13 protein-coding genes are annotated in these 20,971 nt (G+C 47.4%); 7 read left to right on the forward strand and 6 right to left on the reverse strand.

The window, feature by feature from the left end; all coding sequences use genetic code 11:
• Window positions 1-24: 24 nt before the first annotated feature.
• The 3 genes from BUB37_RS09495 to BUB37_RS09505 form a co-directional block, all read right to left on the reverse strand.
• Window positions 25-3,555, reverse strand: a complete 3,531-nt coding sequence (locus tag BUB37_RS09495; protein WP_072992306.1) for a VCBS repeat-containing protein — start codon at window positions 3,553-3,555, stop codon at window positions 25-27.
• A gap of 129 nt (window positions 3,556-3,684) precedes the next feature.
• Complete coding sequence (locus BUB37_RS09500; protein WP_244526785.1) at window positions 3,685-5,490, reverse strand: arylsulfatase; 1,806 nt, start codon at window positions 5,488-5,490, stop codon at window positions 3,685-3,687.
• Between the two features lie 22 nt (window positions 5,491-5,512).
• Window positions 5,513-9,736 (reverse strand): hybrid sensor histidine kinase/response regulator transcription factor, encoded by a 4,224-nt coding sequence (locus BUB37_RS09505; RefSeq protein WP_072992313.1) that lies wholly within the window; start codon window positions 9,734-9,736, stop codon window positions 5,513-5,515.
• 497 nt (window positions 9,737-10,233) lie between these two features.
• Between BUB37_RS09505 and BUB37_RS09510 the strand changes: the two genes are divergently transcribed.
• From BUB37_RS09510 to BUB37_RS09540, 7 genes are all read left to right on the forward strand, one after another.
• Window positions 10,234-10,668 (forward strand): RrF2 family transcriptional regulator, encoded by a 435-nt coding sequence (locus tag BUB37_RS09510; RefSeq protein ID WP_072992316.1) that lies wholly within the window; start codon window positions 10,234-10,236, stop codon window positions 10,666-10,668.
• Window positions 10,669-10,720: 52 nt separating this feature from the next.
• Window positions 10,721-11,014 (forward strand): cupin domain-containing protein, encoded by a 294-nt coding sequence (locus BUB37_RS09515; RefSeq protein WP_072992319.1) that lies wholly within the window; start codon window positions 10,721-10,723, stop codon window positions 11,012-11,014.
• 8 nt (window positions 11,015-11,022) lie between these two features.
• Window positions 11,023-11,748 carry an iron-sulfur cluster repair di-iron protein gene (gene ric, locus BUB37_RS09520; RefSeq protein ID WP_072992321.1) on the forward strand — a complete coding sequence of 242 codons (726 nt, stop codon included), beginning with the start codon at window positions 11,023-11,025 and terminating at the stop codon, window positions 11,746-11,748.
• Window positions 11,749-11,855: 107 nt separating this feature from the next.
• Entirely contained in the window at window positions 11,856-12,206 is a 351-nt protein-coding gene (locus tag BUB37_RS09525; protein WP_094766638.1) for a hypothetical protein, read from the forward strand.
• Window positions 12,207-12,725: 519 nt separating this feature from the next.
• Window positions 12,726-14,189 (forward strand): copper-containing nitrite reductase, encoded by a 1,464-nt coding sequence (gene nirK, locus BUB37_RS09530; RefSeq protein WP_072992324.1) that lies wholly within the window; start codon window positions 12,726-12,728, stop codon window positions 14,187-14,189.
• Between the two features lie 12 nt (window positions 14,190-14,201).
• Window positions 14,202-14,975, forward strand: a complete 774-nt coding sequence (locus BUB37_RS09535) for a formylglycine-generating enzyme family protein (RefSeq protein ID WP_072992326.1) — start codon at window positions 14,202-14,204, stop codon at window positions 14,973-14,975.
• Window positions 14,976-15,000: 25 nt separating this feature from the next.
• Window positions 15,001-15,705, forward strand: a complete 705-nt coding sequence (locus tag BUB37_RS09540) for an SCO family protein (RefSeq protein ID WP_072992329.1) — start codon at window positions 15,001-15,003, stop codon at window positions 15,703-15,705.
• Window positions 15,706-15,914: 209 nt separating this feature from the next.
• On the opposite strand, the gene BUB37_RS21780 is transcribed toward BUB37_RS09540, so the two are convergent.
• The 3 genes from BUB37_RS21780 to BUB37_RS09550 all read right to left on the reverse strand — a co-directional run bounded on the left by BUB37_RS21780 (window position 15,915) and on the right by BUB37_RS09550 (window position 20,966).
• Window positions 15,915-16,088 carry a hypothetical protein gene (locus tag BUB37_RS21780; RefSeq protein WP_212635277.1) on the reverse strand — a complete coding sequence of 58 codons (174 nt, stop codon included), beginning with the start codon at window positions 16,086-16,088 and terminating at the stop codon, window positions 15,915-15,917.
• A gap of 355 nt (window positions 16,089-16,443) precedes the next feature.
• Window positions 16,444-17,787: a TolC family protein gene (locus BUB37_RS09545; RefSeq protein WP_244526786.1), complete on the reverse strand. Its 1,344-nt coding sequence runs from the start codon at window positions 17,785-17,787 to the stop codon at window positions 16,444-16,446.
• A 44-nt stretch (window positions 17,788-17,831) separates the two neighbouring features.
• Window positions 17,832-20,966, reverse strand: a complete 3,135-nt coding sequence (locus BUB37_RS09550; protein WP_072992332.1) for an efflux RND transporter permease subunit — start codon at window positions 20,964-20,966, stop codon at window positions 17,832-17,834.
• Window positions 20,967-20,971: the final 5 nt, after the last annotated feature.

Below are 20,971 nucleotides of genomic sequence, written 5' to 3' on the forward strand. Positions count from 1 at the left end.
TCTATTGGTTTTACATGTTTTACTTTAGTTGTACTTTTCTTCCAAGATTTTTTCCCCTTTGAGGTCGTAAAAAATCGTTCGCATACAGTTTTTAGGTATTTCAATAATTGGAGACGACTGGGTCAAATACCCCTCCCCGTAATATTTTTCGAACTTTCTTCTCCTTCCGTCGGTGAGTTCAAGCACCCCATAATGTGCGTTTTTTGGCCATTTTATGGTATTTACCCCACCCCGACCACCTTTCGAGAATAATTTGGTCTTGCCACTATTGACCGTTGCGATCAGCAAGTTTCCATGGGTAGCATGGACCAAGCGTGCCAGGGCCCTGGAATCTCCCGGTACATAGAATCCCGATTCGGGCAAACTTATTTCGGAAAAGCCCCCTTTTCCGTCGCCTTTCAATACCAAGCCCTTACCGCCATCGATATATCCGGAAATCACCTCGGTTGGGTACAGGTTGCCCAAGGCCATGACATCTAGATTGCCATCTTCGTTAAAATCGCCGACCTGTAAGCCGTTCAGGGCCGAATACTGTGCGGGCAAGGGCAATTTTTTCATCGCAAACTCCCCTCTGCCCTTATTTTCGAGATACATTGAAGCAAACTCATTGGCTTCGAGCACCTGAATTTCGGATGAATCCAAAACCGCTAGCAAATCGTGTATATCGGACTTGGCAAAGTCGTTATAGCTTCTAAAGATTTTCTTGACGCTGTTCAGCTGCGAGGCCAATAGGTTTCTGGGTGCTATGCTCACTTCCTTCCCCTTGATAAAGCGCGTTGCTATGGCATCGATACTGGAATTTCCGTCAAAATCCTTGGCATAGATCCGCAATGGCTCCTCCTTGGTAACCTTATAGGCATTGTTTTGCCCCAAGTTACCAAGGATATAATCGACATCCCCGTCATTGTCAAAATCGCCTCCGGCGATACTGTTCCACCAACCTTTCGTATCTACGATTTCCTCCGACAGGGCCAAAGGTTCGAGTACGCCTCCATTGTTTACAAAGACCGAAACGGGCATGTATTCGCCCACAACCAAAAGATCGGTATCGTTATCGTTGTCGATATCGCTCCAAAGTGCGGAGCTTACCATTCCCATCTCGGCGAGTTGCGGTGCCGATTCGCGGGTCACATCGGTAAATTTTCCCTTGTCGTTCCGCAACAAATAGCTTCTGGGGGCCAGGGGAAAACTGCCCGGAACCACCCTACCTCCGACAAACAGGTCTAAATCGCCATCGCCATCGTAATCGGAGGCCACCACGCAAGATCCGCTGGCTTCGATAGTCGGAAGTGCCTTTTCGTCATAGGCAAAATTTCCCTTACCGTCATTGATGTACAATCTGTCTTGGTAATGTCCCTTTTCAAAATATTTGACGGCACTCCCCCCACTTACTACGTATAGGTCGAGGTCTCCATCGTCGTCCGCATCGAAGAACAATGCCCCGCCATCTTCGTACTTTAACTCATCGTCCAAGAATTTTGGCGTAAAGCTTCCATCCTTTAGTTGAAAGAACAACTGACCTGAATTTCCCCTAGACCCCCCGATGTAAAAATCGTCCAGACCGTCCCCGTTACCATCGGCAACGGCGACCGTCGGTCCGCTATAATCGTATTGGTGCAACAACAAGGGTTCGTGAATAAAGTCGTTCCCCTTGTTTTCGACATGTCGATGTTCGAAGCCGATATTGTCGGTCACCTCTTTGAACAAGGTTTTGGGGGCCTCTCTGTCCCGTACTTCCCATTTAATTGCCTCCCCGATGTCAAGACGGTAGACCGTATCCAATTTTTGGGGAATAAAACGGGATCGCCGGTCGCCGGGCCAATGAACAATGACCGAATCGACCTTTGCCGATTCCGGCAGCCCGAAATGAAGCTTTTGTTGCGATGTCGACATAAAACCCTTTACGGGGTTTTTCTCTTGATAGAGCAGTTCGCCGTTATCGAGATAGATCGACACCTTGGAGCCAAAAGCATCTTTGTTGTTTGCCTTACCCTTTAGGTCGAGCTGTATGTAATGGTTGTTTTTCGATTGATTTTGGTACAGAAAGGCAGGGGCGTTGATATTGTTCACTACCAAGTCCAAATCCCCATCATTGTCAAAATCGGCATAGGCCGAACCGTTGCTCAAGGATGGGGATGTAAGTCCCCAATCTTCGCCCATGTTTTTGAACTGGAGGTCGTTTAAGTTCCTAAACATGTAATTGGGCAAGAAAATACTGTCCAGCTCCCGGATGCGTTTTACCACCTTGGCCTCCCGCATTTTACCCGTTCCTTTCTGAAATATTTGCTGTTGGCTCGAATACTCCTGAAAATCGTGGTCGGTTATGTTTCTCCTAAAGCCGTTGGTAATGTAGATGTCCTTCCTTCCGTCGTTATCAAAGTCGGCCGCCAGGGGGCACCAGCTCCAATCGGTCTCATGCAATCCGGCCAAACGCCCCACCTCACTGAAAATGGGGTTTCCTTCGGCATCCATTCCCCTGTTCAGCTGCAATACATTTCGAATAAACTGGGGGTGAAATCCTTTTTTAAGCGTTTCCCTAAAATGTTGGTAGTCCATGCCCGAGGTCATCGTCTTTTGGCGTTCGTTATCCTCGGGCAACATATCCAAAACAAAAATGTCCAATAAGCCGTCGTTCGTCAAGTCCGCTACTTCTATCCCCATGCTATTGCGCGTGGTGTGACTAAAATAAGCGGCCGACTTGTCGGTAAACGTACCGTTTTGATTATTGATATAAAGCAAATCGCTGGCCAGGAAATCATTGGCCACATAAACGTCGGGCCATCCATCTTGGTTGATGTCGACTATGGCCACGCCCAGACCATAGCCTTCGGTCAAAATACCGGCTTCGGCCGAAACGTTTTCAAATGTCGGATGCCCGTTTTCCCCCACCCCTTTATTTCTATACAATTGGTCGGTACTCGGGCCGGATCCGTCCTTAAGGGTATAGAGCTTTTCCACCTCGTCGGTATTTTCATTGGCGTGACGCAAAAGGTACATATCCAAATCGCCATCCCTATCATAATCAAAAAAGGCTGCTTGGGTCGAAAATCCATCGTCATCCAAGCCATAGGCTTTTGCAGCCTCGGTAAAGGTCGCATCGCCATTGTTGATGTATAATTTATTCCTACGGTCTTCGGCCTTGGCAAAGCCCCCAACGGACACATAGATATCCAGCCAGCCATCTTGGTTGATGTCTACGACCGAAACCCCGTTGTCCCAGCCCTCGGGAAGTATTCCGGCCTTTTCGGTGATATCCTCAAAAACAAAATCCCCTTTGTTTAGGTATAGTTTGGACGGGACCAGGTTTCCGGAAAAAAACACGTCCTCCAAACCATCGTTATTAAAATCGCCGACACCTACGCCCCCGCCATTGTACAGGTAGGCGAAGGAGAAGTAATGCCTGTCTTCCGTCTCCCAAATCTTATTGTTAAAGGCAATCTTGCTTTGTTCCGGTGGAACCAGTTTAAAGCGCTGATCCGAGGTACCGGATTCACATCCGGCCAGTAATAATACCGAACCGATAAGGTATCCGTAAGTTATAAGCCTATTCCACATTATTTATATATCCTTGTTTTATTCTTGTACACCACATAGGCCGCAACAACGCCAAAAAGGTGCCTAATTCCTTTACGTACCCCTTGTACGGACAGCTATGAAAAAGCGGGGTCCTTACAAATTTCATCCTTAGTTTTTAGTGACCCTTAGGTAATATGCCGGAAAAGCTTTCTGATCAAGGGTCAGGAAATTCGCCGTAAGCTTATAGGTTCCCTTCTGCAATTTTGTGGTCACCCTGATATAATTTTCGGTGCTACCTGAACCTGAAGGTATCTTCTCCCCTCCTATTTCGATCTCTCCCCCTTGTACCTCTATGCCCCTGCCGGCGGCCAAACCGTCTATATTGGGGCGGGACGGGATTTCGGGAACGGATGCGTTCAAGGCCCAGCCCGATTCCGATGGGTACCTGTACAAGTCGAATCGGTATTCCCCCGCTTCCGTCACTTCCACGGAATAATACCCATCGGGAGCTTGCTCGCCCTTACGGATCAAGTTTTGGTTCCAGGGAATCGGTTGCTCGGAATGTAAATCGTGTATGGTGAGCCATACGGGATCCTTGTCGGGAGTGGTCAAGGGAATATGGGCATAGTGCATATCCGCTTCGGTACCGGCCCACCATTTTTCATAAAATTCTTGCATGGCCTCCACTTTTTCGGGGTGCGCTTCCGCAATGTTGTTCTCCTGGCCAAGGTCGTCTGCCAGATGGTACAATTCATCACCGTTTACCAAACGCCATTCGCCCTGCATCACACAGCTGTTCCTATACTTTTCGGGCCATTGGTTTCTTTGTGTATCGACGACCAACATGCGCTCCGTATCGCCTTTACCTTCCAACAAGGACATCGACATGTCCTTGCCGTCCAAATGGTTTTTGGGATCAAAGTCCAACCCGCACAGCGAGGCCAAGGTGGGCAACAGGTCGACATGGGCAAACAGGTCGTTATTGGTCTTTTGGTTTTGATAGGTTATGCCCTTGGCCGGCCATGAAATCAAAAACGGAACCCGGTGTCCCCCGTCGTACTGGCTACCCTTTGTTCCCCTCAATCCACCGTTATATCCGGTCGTCTTACCGTCTTTATGGGCAATGCCCGCCGCCGTACCGTTATCGGTCATGAAGATAAAAATGGTATTGTCCCATTGTCCATTTGCCTTAAGCTTTTTAACCAGCCTACCCAGGTTTTCATCCAAATTGGTGATCATCCCGTAAAAACGCTTTTGGGCATCGGTCAGGGGGGCATCCGCGTAGAGATCCAAATAGTTCTGCGGTACATTATACGGGCCATGGGGTGCGTTCAAGGCCAAATAGGCCAAAAATGGCCGCTCTTTTTGCCTATCGATATAGGCAAGGGTTTCGGAAAACCAAATATCCGTACAATAGCCCTCAAATTTTTCGGATCTTCCATTCCTGAAATAGGTATCGTCGAAATAATCGTTGTTCCAATAATCGGGAGTTTGCCCTACACCTCCACCACCGTGATACAGGGCCTCTTGAAATCCGCGGTCTTGGGGTCGATAGGGGTAGTTGTCGCCCAAGTGCCACTTGCCGAACATGGCGGTTTGATAGCCGTTTTTTTGAAATACCTCTGCCAGGGTCTCTTCTTCCCGGTTAAGTATGGAGCATCCCCCAATGGTGTGCCAGACATTGTTCCTATTGCTATTTCTGCCCGTCATCAGTCCGGCCCTGGTCGGTGCACAGGTGGTGCCCACATGAAAATTGGACAACTCGGTGGCCTCTTGGGCCAAGGCATCCAAGTGGGGCGTTTTGATAACGGTATTTCCGTGGAATCCGACATCGCCGTATCCTTGGTCATCGGTTACGACCAATATAACATTGGGCGGTTGTGCGGTTTCTTCGTTCAGCGGTTTTTCTTGGCGTTTACAGGCCGCAAAAACCATCATCAACAACAAGGGGTAGGCTAATCGGTATTTGTTCATTCGCATCGTTTATCGATAGGGTCTAATCTTGAATAATCTTTCGTTTTTTTATGTATTCGGATGGCACCACCCCAAATTCCTTTTTGAAGCACTTGGAGAAATAGGATGCCGTATTAAATCCTGTCCTGAACATGATTTCCTTGACGGAATAATCACTGTTGTCCAGTAGTTGTATGGCGCGCTTGAGCCTGATGTTCCTAATGAACTCGCTCGACGACAGTCCGGTCAGTTCCTTGAATTTCAGGTACAGGTTACTGCGGCTGTGCCCCATTTCCTTCACCAGCATTTCTACGTTAAAGTCGGTGTTCATCATATGTTTTTCGACCACTTCGACGGCTTGTTTCAAAAACTGCTGGTCTAAGGAAGTAACGTTGACCTCGGCGGGCTGCAAGGTCAGGTCTTGTTGAAAGCGCTTGCGGATCTCTGCCCTATCCTTTAAGATATTGGCCAACTTTAATTCGAGCACTTGAAAATTGAAGGGTTTCTTCAAGTAGGCGTCGGCGCCATGGGACAGCCCTTCAATTTCGCTTTCTTGCGACCCTTTCGCCGTGAGCATGATTACCGGGATATGGCTCGTCGTATTGGTCGTCTTTATCTTTTCGCACAGCTCGATTCCGCCCATAACGGGCATGACCACATCGGTAATAATGATGTTGGGTACGACTTTCTTGGCAATTTCGAAGGCGCGGTCGCCATTATTGGCCTCGAAAATGGTGTACGATTTGCCCAATACCTGTTTGATGAATTTTAGGATATCGGGATTATCGTCTACGATCAACAATACGGGATTCTTTGATCGGCCTTTCGAGAGGCTGTAGTCTTCCAGCTCGTCGTTAAGGTCGATGGCCAGGGATTCCGATTCGGACGAACGTACCAAATAGTCGTTGTCGACCACTTCCTTACAGCTAATATCCGGTGCTTCTTCGTACACCGATTTTTCGGAAGGAAGGCACACGACAAAACAAGTTCCCCCATTTTCATTATCGGCAACCTCTATTTTGCCCAAGTGCAGCTCGACCAGGCTTTTGGTAAAGGACAGACCGATCCCTATGCCTTTTGAATTTACCTTTTCATCCTCTTTTTCGGTATAGTATTTTTCAAAGACCACGGACTTCTTTTCGTCGGGTATGCCCTTTCCGCTATCCTTCACCTTGACGACCACATGTGCTTTCGACAAGGGTCCCTTGGCGGACGGATCTCCGGGCGAGGTTGCGATCTCCAGTTCGACCTCTCCGCCCTCGGGGGTAAACTTAAAGGCATTGGACAGCAAATTGTTCAATATCTTTTCCAGGGCACTATGGTCGAACCATGTCTTGGCATACCCCATTTCGGACCTGATATTGAACTTTATCGATTTTTTGAAGGCCAGGAACTGGAAAGGTTCGGCCACCTCCCTAACAAAGGAAATAATATCCGTATGGCGTACCACCAGCGACATTTTGCCTTGGTTGATCTTTCTGAAGTCGAGCAACTGGTTCACCAGATTTTGCAGATAATTGGTGTTTTTTTGCATCAGGGCGTACTGTTCCCTTAAGGTATCCTCGTCTACCTTGCCCAAATTGCCCATCAAATATTCCAAGGGAGCCTTGATCAAGGTCAGGGGGGTTTTGAACTCGTGCGAAATATTGGTAAAGAAATCCAGTTTCACCCTTTGCAGCTCATCGTTGTTCGCTTTTTCGAGGTGCTCGAGTTCCAACTGGTGCTTTTTGGATGTACTGATCAGGGTGAATCGCAATAAGGCCCACAAGAAGAGCAAGAACAGGATACCGTAAACCAAATAGGCTACCGTCGTCTTATAGATCGGCGGCCTAACCTTTACCTTTAAGGTATAGGGCGTTTGGTCCCAAACCCCATCATTGTTGGTAGATTTCACTTTCAAGGTGTACTCCCCGGGTTCGATATTGGTATAGGTCGCGAACCTTTTTCCAGAGCCGGTGTAGGTCCAATCTTGATCAAAGCCCTCCAACATGTAGGCAAATTGGTTCTTATCGGGTGCCGCAAAGTGAAGCGAGGCAAATTCGAACGAAAAACTATTTCCATTATGGTTCAGGGTAAGTTCCTCGGTCTGTGCAATGTTACGCTCCAGCAGCACCCGGCCGTTGAGCTCCTCTCCCACCTCGATCTCATTGTTGAAGAGCGATAGTTTGGTAACGACGGTTTCCGCAGGGGTGTCGTTTAAGATGATGTTTCTGGGGTAAAAGGCATTAAAACCGTTGACCCCGCCAAAAACCAGTTCCCCATCCTTGCGCTTGACACAGGCCAATTCTTGGAACTCACTGTCTTGTAGGCCATCGGCCACATCGAAATTCTTAAACTCGTCGTTCTCCGTATCCAATCGCGAGAGCCCCTTGTTGGTAGAAACCCACAGGAAGCCTTGGTCATCTTCGAGAATGCCCTTGATCACATTGTTGGGCAGGCCATCTTCGATGCCGTAATTTTTAAACCACGACTCCCCTGTCTCTTGGTCGACGACCAATTTGTTGAGGCCACCGCCAAAGGTGCCCACCCACATAACACCATTTTTGCTTTCGTACAGGGCCAGGATGTAATTGTGGCTTAGGCTGCCCGGTGAATCCCCTTGGTGCCGGTATACGTTAAATTTGGGGTTTTCCTTGTAGCGTTCCGTTACGGACAATTGGCAAAGGCCGTCTCCGGTTGCGATCCAAATATTGCCCTTACTGTCTTCGTAAATATTTCTGATAATGTTGTTGGAAAGCCCATCGGGTTTATCGGGTCGATACCTAAAGTTCCTTTTGGTAAAACTATCGTCCCCATTTCGCATCCAGCGGTAGAGCCCCCCGGAATAAGTACCGATCCATAGGTTGTCCTGGGAGTCGTTCAACAGACTAAAGACACTTTCCGAAATTCCCTCCACCGCCTCTCCTTTTTCAGGTATTTTGTCGGGGTCGGTAATGTCTAGACGGTACAGAAAGGTTTGGTTTTGCCCCCCGACCAAAAGATACTTTCTATTCTTGATCTTGATCTCTTCCAAGGCAAAAACCTTTCTCAGAAAATCATAGGATCTAAAGCCGCCGTACCTGCCCTTGTTATTCAAGGCCATGTTCAGTCCACCGCCTTCCGTACCCACCCAAAAGGTACCGTTGCTATCCTCAAATAGGGAACGGATCTTGTCATAGCTCAGACTGTTGTCGCCCAAGTTCTTTTTAACGTGTACGAACTGTTTTCGATCGGGGTCGAACTTATTGACGCCCCCACCATTGGTGCCGACCCATAATATACCGGTTTTGTCGAGGTACAATGAGGTAACGATATTTTTGCTTAGACTGTTCGGGTTCTCGGGCCTGTACTGAAATAGGTTGAGGAGCTCAGGGCGTTCCAATTCCGGCGAATTATCGAAGTACAGGAGACCATTGTCCGTTCCCGCCCAAATGTGGTCGTCTTTGTCGAGCAAAATGCTGGTAACCGCTCCGGAATGGATTTTTTCAAAGGCTTGGTTGCCCTCTTTTTGTTGTATGAACAGGCCAACGTGTGTCCCGACCAGCAATCTATTGAATTGATCTTCGGCGATGGCTCCTATCGATACAAATTGGAACGAGGGTTCGAGTTGCTCCCTTTGGAAGAAGAATTCGCCATGGGACCCCACCTTTAACCTGTATAGGCCCCCGGCGCCAAAAAGCAGTTCTCCTTTGTTGTTCTCGTAAATGCTGTTGATTACACCTCCCGGCCAATTTTGGAGCGATCCGTTCAGGTGGTACTCGAAACTGACGAACTTCGGGTCGTCCAAGGGTTGGTTCAGGTCCAACATGTTCATCCCCTCTTTTGTGGCGACCCACAAGCGGTTCTTACTGTCCAGCGAAAGATAGGTGATATAATCGTTGATCAGGCCCGAAGGATCATCCTTTTCATATTTGAACTGTCTAAAAGCTTCCTTTTCCCTATCGTAATACCACAATCCGTCTCCCGTAGTCCCGATCCATAGGTTCCCCTTGTCGTCGCCTTCTATGGCGAAAATCAAATTACTCCCTATCCCCTTACCCTTTTGATCGGGCTTATAGACCGTAAAGGAATAGCCATCGTATTTGTTAAGGCCGTCATGGGTACCGAACCACATATAGCCATAGGTATCTTGATAAATGCAATTCACATCGCTTTGAGACAGGCCCTTATTGGTCCCTATATTGTCAAAATAGTAGGTTTCCTGGGCCCGGCCGACACCTAGAAAAAACACCAGTACCAGTACCGATAAAACTTTAAAGCTTTTGCACACTTTTTCTCCTTCAATCATTGCGTCATAAATTTAAAGCCAGAGCGCATCCGGTTAATTTTTAAAGATCAACTAACTACAGGCAATTTTCTGCATTAAATGTCTTTTTTGTTATAAGATATGGTTTTATTTCAAAAACAGGGCAGAATCAAAGTAAGGCCCCACCAGCAAGAAACCCAACAATAACCCCTTAATTGCCAACACCTTAAAACCATCCATAAGCATGGCCTACCCGCCCCATGGCCCAAGGCCGCCTAAAAACCAATGCCCCCAAAAACCTTTGGCACTCCATTGGGGCCCGTACCTTGGCTTGGCAAACAAAAATACCCACAATGGCCCTGGGCCCAATCAATTTAACAAAATTTCGTGGATAGGAATTCCCTTCCCCGGCCTATGGACAGAGGTAGCTTAAACGCCCGGTAAAGAGGGCTCGGAAGAAGTAAGGCCATTTTAATTCGGATAATTTTATCTTATTTAAAAAATTACTATCTTTACCGTGAATTTCAAAACCCAGTCCAATGTTTTCAAAAGCATGTGAATATGGTATCAGGGCCTCGACCTATATCGCCTTGCAGTCTTTGGAAGGCCGAAGGGTAAGCCTAAAGGAGATTGCCGAGGAAATCGATTCGCCCGTCGCCTTTACCGCAAAAATTCTACAGCTCTTGTCTAAGAACAACATCGTGGATTCCGTAAAAGGGGCCCATGGAGGCTTTGAAATCAATAAAGAAAAGATCGATAAACTAAAACTGAGCCAAATCGTGGATGCCATTGACGGCGATAAGATTTATGCCGGTTGCGGACTCGGACTCAAGGAGTGCAATGCCGACAAACCCTGCCCCGTACACGATAAGTTCGTCGAAATTCGAAACGACCTAAAGCAAATGCTGGAAAACACCAGTCTGTTTGAAATGACCGCGGGACTGGAGGTAGGCCTGACCTATTTAAAGCGGTAAAAAAATTTGAACATAAATCGGACAAAACTATCCGATTAAAAAACAAATCAAAATGAAGCTACTGGAGAGACCTGAATTGACCCCTTTACAAATGGGCGGCTCGATGAAAATTATACAAATAGAGGGAAGGGCAGGTATGCGCATGCCACCGCATTACAGCAGTCAAGAAGCCGTACTCTTGGTACAGCAAGGCCTTGCCCTATTGGGCATGCCCGACTCGGAACATAAACTGCGCCCGGGAGATACTTTCATTATCCCCGCAAAAAAGGAACATACCCTAATTATCAAACAAGACTTCAAGGCCCTGGCTATCATGGGCTTGAAGTCGGAAATCAACTTTATATAAGACACATCATGGAACATACACTAGAAAGGACAATCGGACAAATGGTAGCGGAAGACTACCGTATCGCACAGGTTTTCAAGAACCACAAGATCGATTTTTGCTGTAAGGGACATCGCAGTATAGGGGAAGTATGCGAAAAATACGGTCTCGATAGGCATGTACTGCTCAGTGAAATAGAAGCAATTCAAGAACAAACCGGCAAGGGCAATGCCGACTTTACATCGTGGCCCTTGGACCTACTCGCCGATTACGTCGAAAAAATACACCATAGGTACGTTGAGGCACAAATACCCGTACTCAAACAATACTTGGCCAAGCTCTGTAAGGTACACGGCAAGGCCCACCCCGAACTGCTTGCGATCAACGAACATTTTAACCTATCGGCGGGCGAACTGGCCATGCACATGAAAAAGGAAGAACTGGTCCTCTTTCCTTGGGTACGCAAAATGGTCAAGGCCGAACAGCAGCGGACCTCCCTTGACCGTCCCCCTTTCGCCACGGTCAAAAACCCCATAGCCATGATGATGCAGGAACATGAAAACGAGGGGGAACGATTTGGTTTGATTGCCGAATTGAGCGATGGTTATACGCCCCCGGCAGACGCCTGTAACACCTATCGCGTGACCTTCTCCTTGCTCAGGGAATTCGAGGACGACCTGCACAGGCACATCCATTTGGAAAACAACATCCTGTTTCCAAAGGCCGAGACGCTGGAACAAAAATTCCTTGGCTAAGACTTCAACAAAACCGAAGTCCTTATCCGTTTTTTGCGGCGTGCAGCTAAGAAAACATGAAAGAATGCGAACGATAAAGCCAAAAAACAATAAAAAAACGTATCACCATGAAAAATTCAATGACCTTACCGGTGAGCCATTCCTCCGGAAAGCAAAAAAGAAAAAATTTCCTGATTAAGCACTACCACCGCCTTTTGAACGAATTCAGAAGCCAACAAACAGGTTATGCGACGATCGCCATCATCGGCCAGAGCCGCCTCGGTTCGGCCGCGGCCATGTTATTGCTGATGGGCGGGGTACAGCAGGTCGGCAACCTTGTACTCCTCTTCTTCGTTACCATTCTCTGTTTGGCCTTCAACGGTGCCGTACTGGCCCAACTCAAGGCCAAGACAACCTTTAATCTTTTGATCTTAAGCCTACTGTTCAGTGCCATTATCATTATGGCCCATTTGTTTTAAGCTGCAGTAACCCAAATGACCTGACCGGGGCGGACATACGCCCTTGCCATCCAAAACCACAACACGAGCGAGAGGATAGACATGGCCGATAAACGGAAAATGTTTCCTGCCTTTTATCGGCCATATAAACAGTTCGAACCGTCCGGCCCACCCAGGATTCCATGTCGTGCCTACCCCGTAACCCCTAAGGGAGCAATAGTCAGAACGATACCGAGAAAACCAATAACCGGCTATTAGGTCCACCGAATAGCTTCCTACCGGCACCAAGGTTATAACCTGTGCTTTGGAAACAAAAAACCCTTAGGAACAATTAGGACAACAAGGTCAAAAGCCGCCATGAAGTTGTCTTCGACCGCACCCATCCCCCCCTAAAAACCAAACACTAGCGCCTTCAGCTCCATTTTTTCCAAAAACATGACAGACGTCATATTCCATCACCCTTATCAAAGCTAATTTTGTTAAAAATTATTAAGGACAAAATTGTCCTATTTAATCCAAACCCTTTAAATCATTCAAGATATGAAAGCCAATCGATTCATCCCCAAGAAAATAGGGCTCCCGGTCCTAGGCCTATTTGGACTCTTACTTGCCTGCAAGCAGGAAGCTCCGGAGAAGTTATATACCAGCAGTATGGAAATTCCCGTAAGCGCAGAAATGAAGGCCGTATTGACCTCTCCCCCCAATGTACCTCCCCCAACCGCCAAAAGATCGGCCAAAAAACTGATCGTAGATATGGAAATCCTCGAACAGGAAGGTGAAATGACCAATGGCGTGAAATATGTGTATTGGACCTTCGGCGGTACGGTACCGGGCAGTTTTATCCGCACCAAGATCGGTGATGAAGTCGAATTTCATCTAAAGAACCACCCCGACAACAAATTGCCCCACAACATCGACCTTCATGCCGTTACCGGCCCTGGTGGTGGGGCCGAGTCCTCCTTTGTGGCCCCGGGCCACGAAAAGGTGTTTTCCTTTAAGGTTCTGAATCCGGGCCTCTATGTCTACCACTGCGCCACGGCCCCCGTAGGTATGCACATTGCCAACGGCATGTACGGCCTGATCTTGGTAGAGCCCGAAGAAGGCCTACCCGAGGTAGACAAGGAATACTACATTATGCAGGGCGATTTTTACACCAAAGGCGCCAATGGGGATCGGGGCCTACAGCCTTTCGACATGCAAAAAGCAGTCGATGAAAAAGCCGACTACGTGGTATTCAACGGCAAGGTAGGCGCGCTCACGGGCGACAATGCCATTACCGCCAATGTGGGCGAGACGGTAAGGCTGTACGTGGGCAATGGCGGCCCCAACCTCGTATCGTCCTTTCACGTAATCGGGGAAATATTCGACAGGGTACATGTCGAAGGCGGCAACCTGATGAACGAAAATGTGCAGACCACCCTTATTCCCGCAGGGGGCGCGGCCATTATCGAGTTAAAGGTCGAAGTACCGGGAAGCTTCATTTTGGTCGACCACTCCATTTTCAGGGCCTTTAATAAAGGCGCTTTGGGCATGCTGAAGGTACAGGGCGACGAAAACGAAGCGGTTTATTCGGGAGAATTACGCGACGATATCTACCTTCCCGAGGGCGGCGGTATACAAAAAATGCCATCGACGGGCGAGGTGCCCGAATCGGAAATTCCGGCCAAATCGATGGTCGAACGTATGGAATTCGGGAAGCAAATCTATATGCAAACCTGTTTTGCCTGCCACCAGGCAGAAGGTCAGGGCATACCCAATGCCTTTCCCCCCTTGGCCCAATCGGACTACCTCAATGCCGATGTAGATCGGGCCATCGATATCGTACTGCACGGAAAAACCGGTGAAATTACGGTCAACGGACAGAAATACAACAGCATCATGACCTCGCAAACCCTATCTGACGACGAAGTCGCCAATGTACTTACCTATGTGTACAATAGTTGGGGAAATTCAAAAAAAGAGATAACCCCCGCCATGGTACAAAAGGTTAGAAACGGAAAATAAAGGAGGTGCCCTATGGACTTATACCTAAAAACCACGCTTATACTGGCTTGTTCGCTGGCCCTTCGGGTACATGCACAAAAGGATATGGTACCCATTGAAGGAGGAACCTATATCCCCCTATACGGGGTCGATTCCACGGCGGTTACCATTCAGGACTTTTTAATGGATGTATACCCCGTAACCAATGCCGATTACCTCCAATTTGTCAAGAAGTTTCCCGAATGGCAAAAAAGCAGGGTAAAACGCCTGTTTGCGGATGGCAACTACCTGGTCGGATGGGAGAAGGACGATGCTTTTGGCGACGGTATTGCCCCCGATGCCCCGGTAACGAACGTATCGTGGTTTGCCGCTAAAAAATACTGTGAATGCCAAAACAAAAGATTGCCCACCGTGGACGAATGGGAATACGTGGCCATGGCCGATGAAGAAACGGCCGATGCCAGAAAAAAGGCGAGTTACAATCAAAGGATATTGGATTGGTACGAGGCCCCTAGATCCTTCGACAAAAAAATCGGGTCTACCTTCAAAAATTATTGGGGCGTTTACGACCTCCACGGCCTGGTATGGGAATGGACCCTTGATTTCAACTCGGTACTGATCTCGGGCGAATCGCGAAAGGATGTGGACATAGACAGCAATCTGTTCTGCGGAAGCGCCGCCGTAGGGGCATCCGACCTTATGAACTATGCCGCCTTTATGCGATACGCCTTTCGCGGAAGCATGAAGGCGAATTACTCCATAAAGAACTTGGGGTTTCGATGTGTCAAGGATGTGATAAAAATCTAAAAGAACACCTAAAAATAGGATAAAAATGAAAAACGCTACCTCCATCATTATGTTGCTCCTTTTACTGGCCAACCTGAGCTCGTGCCGTACAAAAAATGAGGAAGTACAGGCACTGACAGGCTACCAGTGTCCCATGAAATGCGAGGGAGACCAGGTATACGAAGAAGGGGGAAACTGCCCCATCTGCCATATGGCCCTTCAGCCGGTCGAACCCAAGGTCGGGGAAACCAAGGAAATATCGGACTTGTCTATCTATAACCTTCCCTCGGTATGGACGACCCAAGACCACAAAAAAATCGAATTGATCGACCTCAAGGGCCATGTGGTGGTCATGGTCATGATCTACACTTCGTGCCAGGCCGCATGCCCGAGACTGGCAGCCGACATGCGGCACATAGAGGCCCAGATTCCGCAACCCCAAAAAGAGCGGGTCAAGTTCGTATTGGTCAGTATCGACCCCGAGACCGATACGCCCGAACGTTTGAAGAAATTTGCGATCGAGAACAAAATGGATACCGGGCAATGGGTGTTTTTGACCGGCTCCCCATCGGACACCCGCGAGTTTGCCGCCGTACTCGCCGTCAACTACAAGCAGATTTCCCCATCGGATTTTTCACACTCGAATATCATCAGCGTTTTTGACCAACAAGGTGAACTGGCCTACCAAAAGGAAGGCTTGGGCGCCAACCACGGGACGACCGTTGCCAAAATAAGGGAGCTGGCCCAGTAAAATGTTCATCTCCCCAATTGAATAGCAGAACGATAAGATCAGGGCATACAAACGAGGTTTATAACAGGCGGGATACTTCGGTTGGTTTTGTTCCATCCATTTCGGGTCGATCTGTACCACTTTGAAAGATCAAGTAACCTTTACCAAGTCGCTTAAAAAAATAGCGATAGGGCCAATACACTTGATCCAATGGACCTAAAACAGATTATTTACCTACTCCCCGATGGGCCGAGCAACTGCAAGATGGGCGCGACCTTGGGGATACCCCGCAATACGGTAACCATCCATATGCGCCCGTTCGGGGCCTGCGACCACTCCCTTAAGGAATTGCCGCCCCTTGACAAGGGGCCCCTGGAGGCATTCTTTCCATCGCATACGGACATAGACAACCTTCGCTACGACGCACTCATGCACTGCTTCGAGGGCGTAACAGGGCCAGGAACCACCCCGGTTTCACCTTTACCGGTAGGATGTGCGAACGGCCAAGAACCCCCTACGGCCATACCCAGTTCATCGATTGGAATACAGCTAAGGCATTTTTACGCCGCCTTTGGGTCGGAAATACTCCAAGGTAAACGGCTTCGCCACCTACCTATTGATACACTTGGGCACCGTGCATATTCAATTGATACGCCGGTTTCCCGAAACATTCCCGAATTGGTCCGCTGTGTTTTAATTGCCTATTTCCCGGGCGATTATAGTAGATCTATTGAGGTCAGGAAACAAAGGCCGCTTGTCCTATTTAAGCCCCTCTATGGCAGGGGTGTCCAACTGGTCCGTTCTGTACAAGAAAGTGATCTCCTTGTTTTGATAATTGGTATAGGCATTGATGAGATTGGACTGCGCTTTCTGTGCCATCGCCTGCGCATCCAAGAGATCGGTGAGGTTACTTAGGCCACTGTCGTAATTGTCTCGATATACCTTTAGGTTTTCCTCGGCCAAGGCTTTATTTTCCAAGGCATACTGAATCTGTTCGTGCGCATCCAACAAATCATACCAACTTTGGGTGATGGCCACCTTTAATTGGTCTATACCGTCTTCGCGATTGTTTTGGCTAATCTCTTGCTGTATCTTTTCTTGCCTTACCCTTTGCTTGCCACCACCCCACCAATCGGAGATCGGTATACTCAAGGTGCCGAAGGCCAGGCCTGAAAACTGACTTGCCAGGGTATTGTCAAAAGAGCCGAACTCAAATGCCGAAAAACCAACGGCTAAGGAAGGTAAAAGATCGGCCTTGGCCATTTTTGTTCGTAATTGACTCGCGGAAATCGATTTCTCCAATAATTGGTAGTTGCTGTTTTCCGTCAGGTTTAAGTCGGGCTCGGTGTACTTTAGTTCAGGAGGGGCAATATTTTCAAAGTCGGCCATAGCCCTCATTTCCGGGGAATAGGCCACCCCTACGTAAAGCGAGAAATCGAGTAAGGCCAATTTGCGTAGATTCTCCAATTTACTTTTATTCAACAATAACTCGCTGCGGTTCACTTTTACCTGTAACAATTGGTTTTTGGCTATTAAGCCCGCTTCAAGTAAATCTTCCTGTTGTTTAAGCAGTTCGTTCAAATAGGCTTCGTTGGTTTCCAATACCTTTTGCTGTTCTTGCAATTGTACCAATTGCCAAAACTTTTGTTCCGTCACCAATAAGACCGAATCTACCGCCTGTTCGGCCCTAATTTTGGAGGTTTCCGTTTGAAGGTCTGCCAAGGCATTGGAATTTCTGATTTTTCCACCGGCATAAATAACCTCTGTCGCCATGGCACTGGCACTGTATAGATTATCTATGCCATTTGGCAAAATACCTGGAATTGGACTTATGATATCGTCGGGTCCGTAAAGTCCCAAAGCGGTCGCTTCTATGGTTGGAAAATAATTGGCAAGCATTTCTTGCTTAAAGGCCTTGGCCTTTTCTATGGTCAACAGTCCGTTCTTAATGGCATTACTATGTTTTAGCGCCGCTTTTTTGCTTTCCTCCAAACTTATTCCTTCTTGGGCACTTACTGTTTGAAGACCCAGAATTAGCATTCCCAAGAATGCCAGTAAGTGCATCTTTCTTGCAACTATATCCTGTAATTTGAATTTTATCATCACTACTTTTTCTTTAGTACATTTTAGTTACTACGCAAAGACCTTTACTTGTTTATCCCTTCCTTTACGATAAACGTTTCGTCGTCCCTAATCTCCCCTTCGTCTTCCTTTCTAAAAAACAGCCAATACAGTACCGGTAACACAAAAAGTGTCAGTACCATAGAAAACATTAGGCCAAAGGCGATAACGGTTCCCAGTGGCCCCCAAAGGCTAGACCGGCTTACAATCATAGGGATAACCCCCACGGCAGCCGCCGAAGATGTCAAGAAAATAGGCCGCATACGTCTTTCCGCCGCAAGAATGGCCGCCTTTTTAACACTGTAATTAAACTCGTGGCGAAGCTCATCTGCGTAATCAATTAGTATAATGCCGTTCCTCACCACAATGCCACATAAGGCCAAAAGACCCAAAAAGGAGGTAAAACCAAACGGGTACTGCATTAGAATTAAGCCCAATGCAGCGCCGAAAATACTTAAGGGCATGGTAATGAAACTCAATACGGCATGCATAAGGCTCTTAAAATGCCATAGCAGGATCAAGAATATTAAAATAACACTGAGCATAAGGGAAAGTCCCATGGGTTTGTTGTTCTCTATCTGCAATTCGTACTCTCCCCCATATTCGATCTTAATATCCTCTGGAAAATCAATACTCTCTATTTTTGGAATCATTTCCGCCAATACCTCGTTCGCTACGGCTTCTTTTGTAATATCTACCCTAACGGTAAGGCAACGGGTTCCGTTTCTGTTCACAATTTGTTCCTGCTTCCATTCCGATTTGATATCCGCCACTTGCCGTAAGGGTACGGTCGTTGCTTTGCTGGGCGAAATTATGGACAGTTTCCTGAGGTCGGAAACATTTTGGTCGTGTTGGTTTTCACTCTTGATCTTTACATCGACCGTATACTTTTTATCCCATACTTCCGTGGCTTTTAAACCCGTGGTATTTACGGCCACCGCATTGGCAATATCCCTATTGTTCAATCCCAACCTGGCCGCTTCATCATGCTTGATGTCTATTTTCACCACTTCCTTCATATCACCGTAATCGGTCCTGCTCCATATGGTTTTCGGTGTGGCACGGGCCATATTGATGATGGTATCGCCATATTTCTTCAATTGTTGGATGTCATCGCCATATAGCCTGACCTCAATAGGGGCTTTGGCCGAGGCCATATCCAACTGTTTCATTCGTAGATAGGCATGCGGATACATATCGGCATACTTCTCATCATACTCCTTTAAAACCTCTTCCGTTGCCTCGTCGGAAACAGTGGTCACCAAAATCTGGGCATAGGTGGTAGAAGGCATATTGGGGGCGTAAAGCGTATGAAAACGCGGAGAGCTCTGACCAATAAAACTGGTGTAATCATCAACACGCCCATCGGCTGCCAATATTTTTTCAATACCCTTCACTACCTTGGCCGTTTCCTCCAAACTGTGGCCTTGGGCCAGGCTGATCTCAATGGAAAATTGGTTTCTTTCCACTTTGGGGAACAATTGCTGGCTGATACCACCAAAGAGCATGACCCCAAATACGATGGCCGCAATTCCTAAACCTATGGTCAATCTATAATGCTCCATGGCCGTATTGACCATTCTGTCAAAAAAGGCCTGCAGGCGATCTAGCATGGATGGTTTACCCTCTTTATCGGCATCATCGGAATGCGAATGCAGTCCTTTTTTAATGAACAACGAATTGATAAAGGGCACTAGCAATATGGATATGATCAACGATAACGACAGTGCAATGATGATCACATACGGAAAGGCACTTATAAAATCGGATGCTACACCATCCATAAAGAACAACAATGGATAAAACGTGGCAGAGATGGCCAAAGTGGCCGTAAATACGGAAGGAAACAATTCTTTGGCACTGTTCACCGCCGCTTCGGGTATGGACATCCCCTCATCCAATTTCTCAATATAATTATCGATGATTACAATGGGGTCGTCCACCACGATACCCAATACAACGATCAATGCCGCCAAGGTTACCGTATTTAACTCTATCCCCAAAAAAAACATGATTGCCAAGGTTGCCGCTATGGTAATGGGAATGGTCGCCGCTGCCACTGAGGCCACCCTGAACGGCAGTAAAATGAGCGTTACGATCACAACGCCGATCAAAGCGTAACCAAACTCTTTCATAAAATGGCTGATCGAATGGTCCACTACCTCTGGCTGGTTGGCAATTTTGGTGATTTTGATATCATCCGGCATTTCGCTTACGATGCGCTCCAGCCGCTCGTCTATCTCTTCGCCAAATTGAACGATGTTTCCTTTTTTTGCCATTTCCAAGGTAATGATCATACCCTTGGCCCCATTGATGGTCAAATACGAGTCGGCATCGTCATACTCCCTGACGACCCTTGCCACGTCCCTTACACGCACAATGTTTCCGTTTGCTTCCGTTTTAATGACCTGACGGGCAATATCCGCTTCGTTTTTCAAGGTAGTTTCCAAGTAAATGGGTCTTTCCTTGGTATCGTTCTCCAAGGTACCGGCACCCACAACGGCCCCTTGATTTTGTAAACTCATGGTAATGGCCTGGGGCGTAATACCATAACTTGCCAATTTATCCTGGTCTACGTAAACCGTTATTTGTTCGGTCAATCCACCGGAATGCGAAATCTTTGCCAGATTCTCTATCTGCCTAAATTCATCCTCTATATCCTCTACATGGCGTTGTAAATCCTTATACGGCCTGGTTTCCGACTGCACCCCCAGAATCATGGCCGCCGTGCTACCAAAGTCGCTATTGACCATTACTCCCTGTACTTCCCTTGGCAATTGCAATTGCTGAAAAATCAGGATTTCAGATTTTAATTTGTTCCAAAATTGCTGGGTGGCATCGTGGTTTATCTTGTCCGAAACCTCCACATAAATGAACATGACCCCATCTTTGGAATAAGAATAAGTCTTGGTCTTGTCCACTTCGTTATAGGCAAATAAAAACGCTTCTACCTTCGAGGTCAACTCTTCCTCTACCTTGTCGGAAGATGCTCCGGGATAAGACCCAATGATCAAGCCCTGACGTATGGTAAAATCGGGAAATTCGTTTCTGGGCATATTTAAAAGCCCATAAATACCAACTATAAAAAGACAGGCTGCCAATGCTATGGGAAATGTAGCATGCTTAAAGGCCCAATCTATGGCTCCGCTTTTTTTCTTCATCTTCT

It is taken from the genome of Pseudozobellia thermophila (assembly GCF_900141855.1).
GTDB lineage: Bacteria > Bacteroidota > Bacteroidia > Flavobacteriales > Flavobacteriaceae > Pseudozobellia > Pseudozobellia thermophila.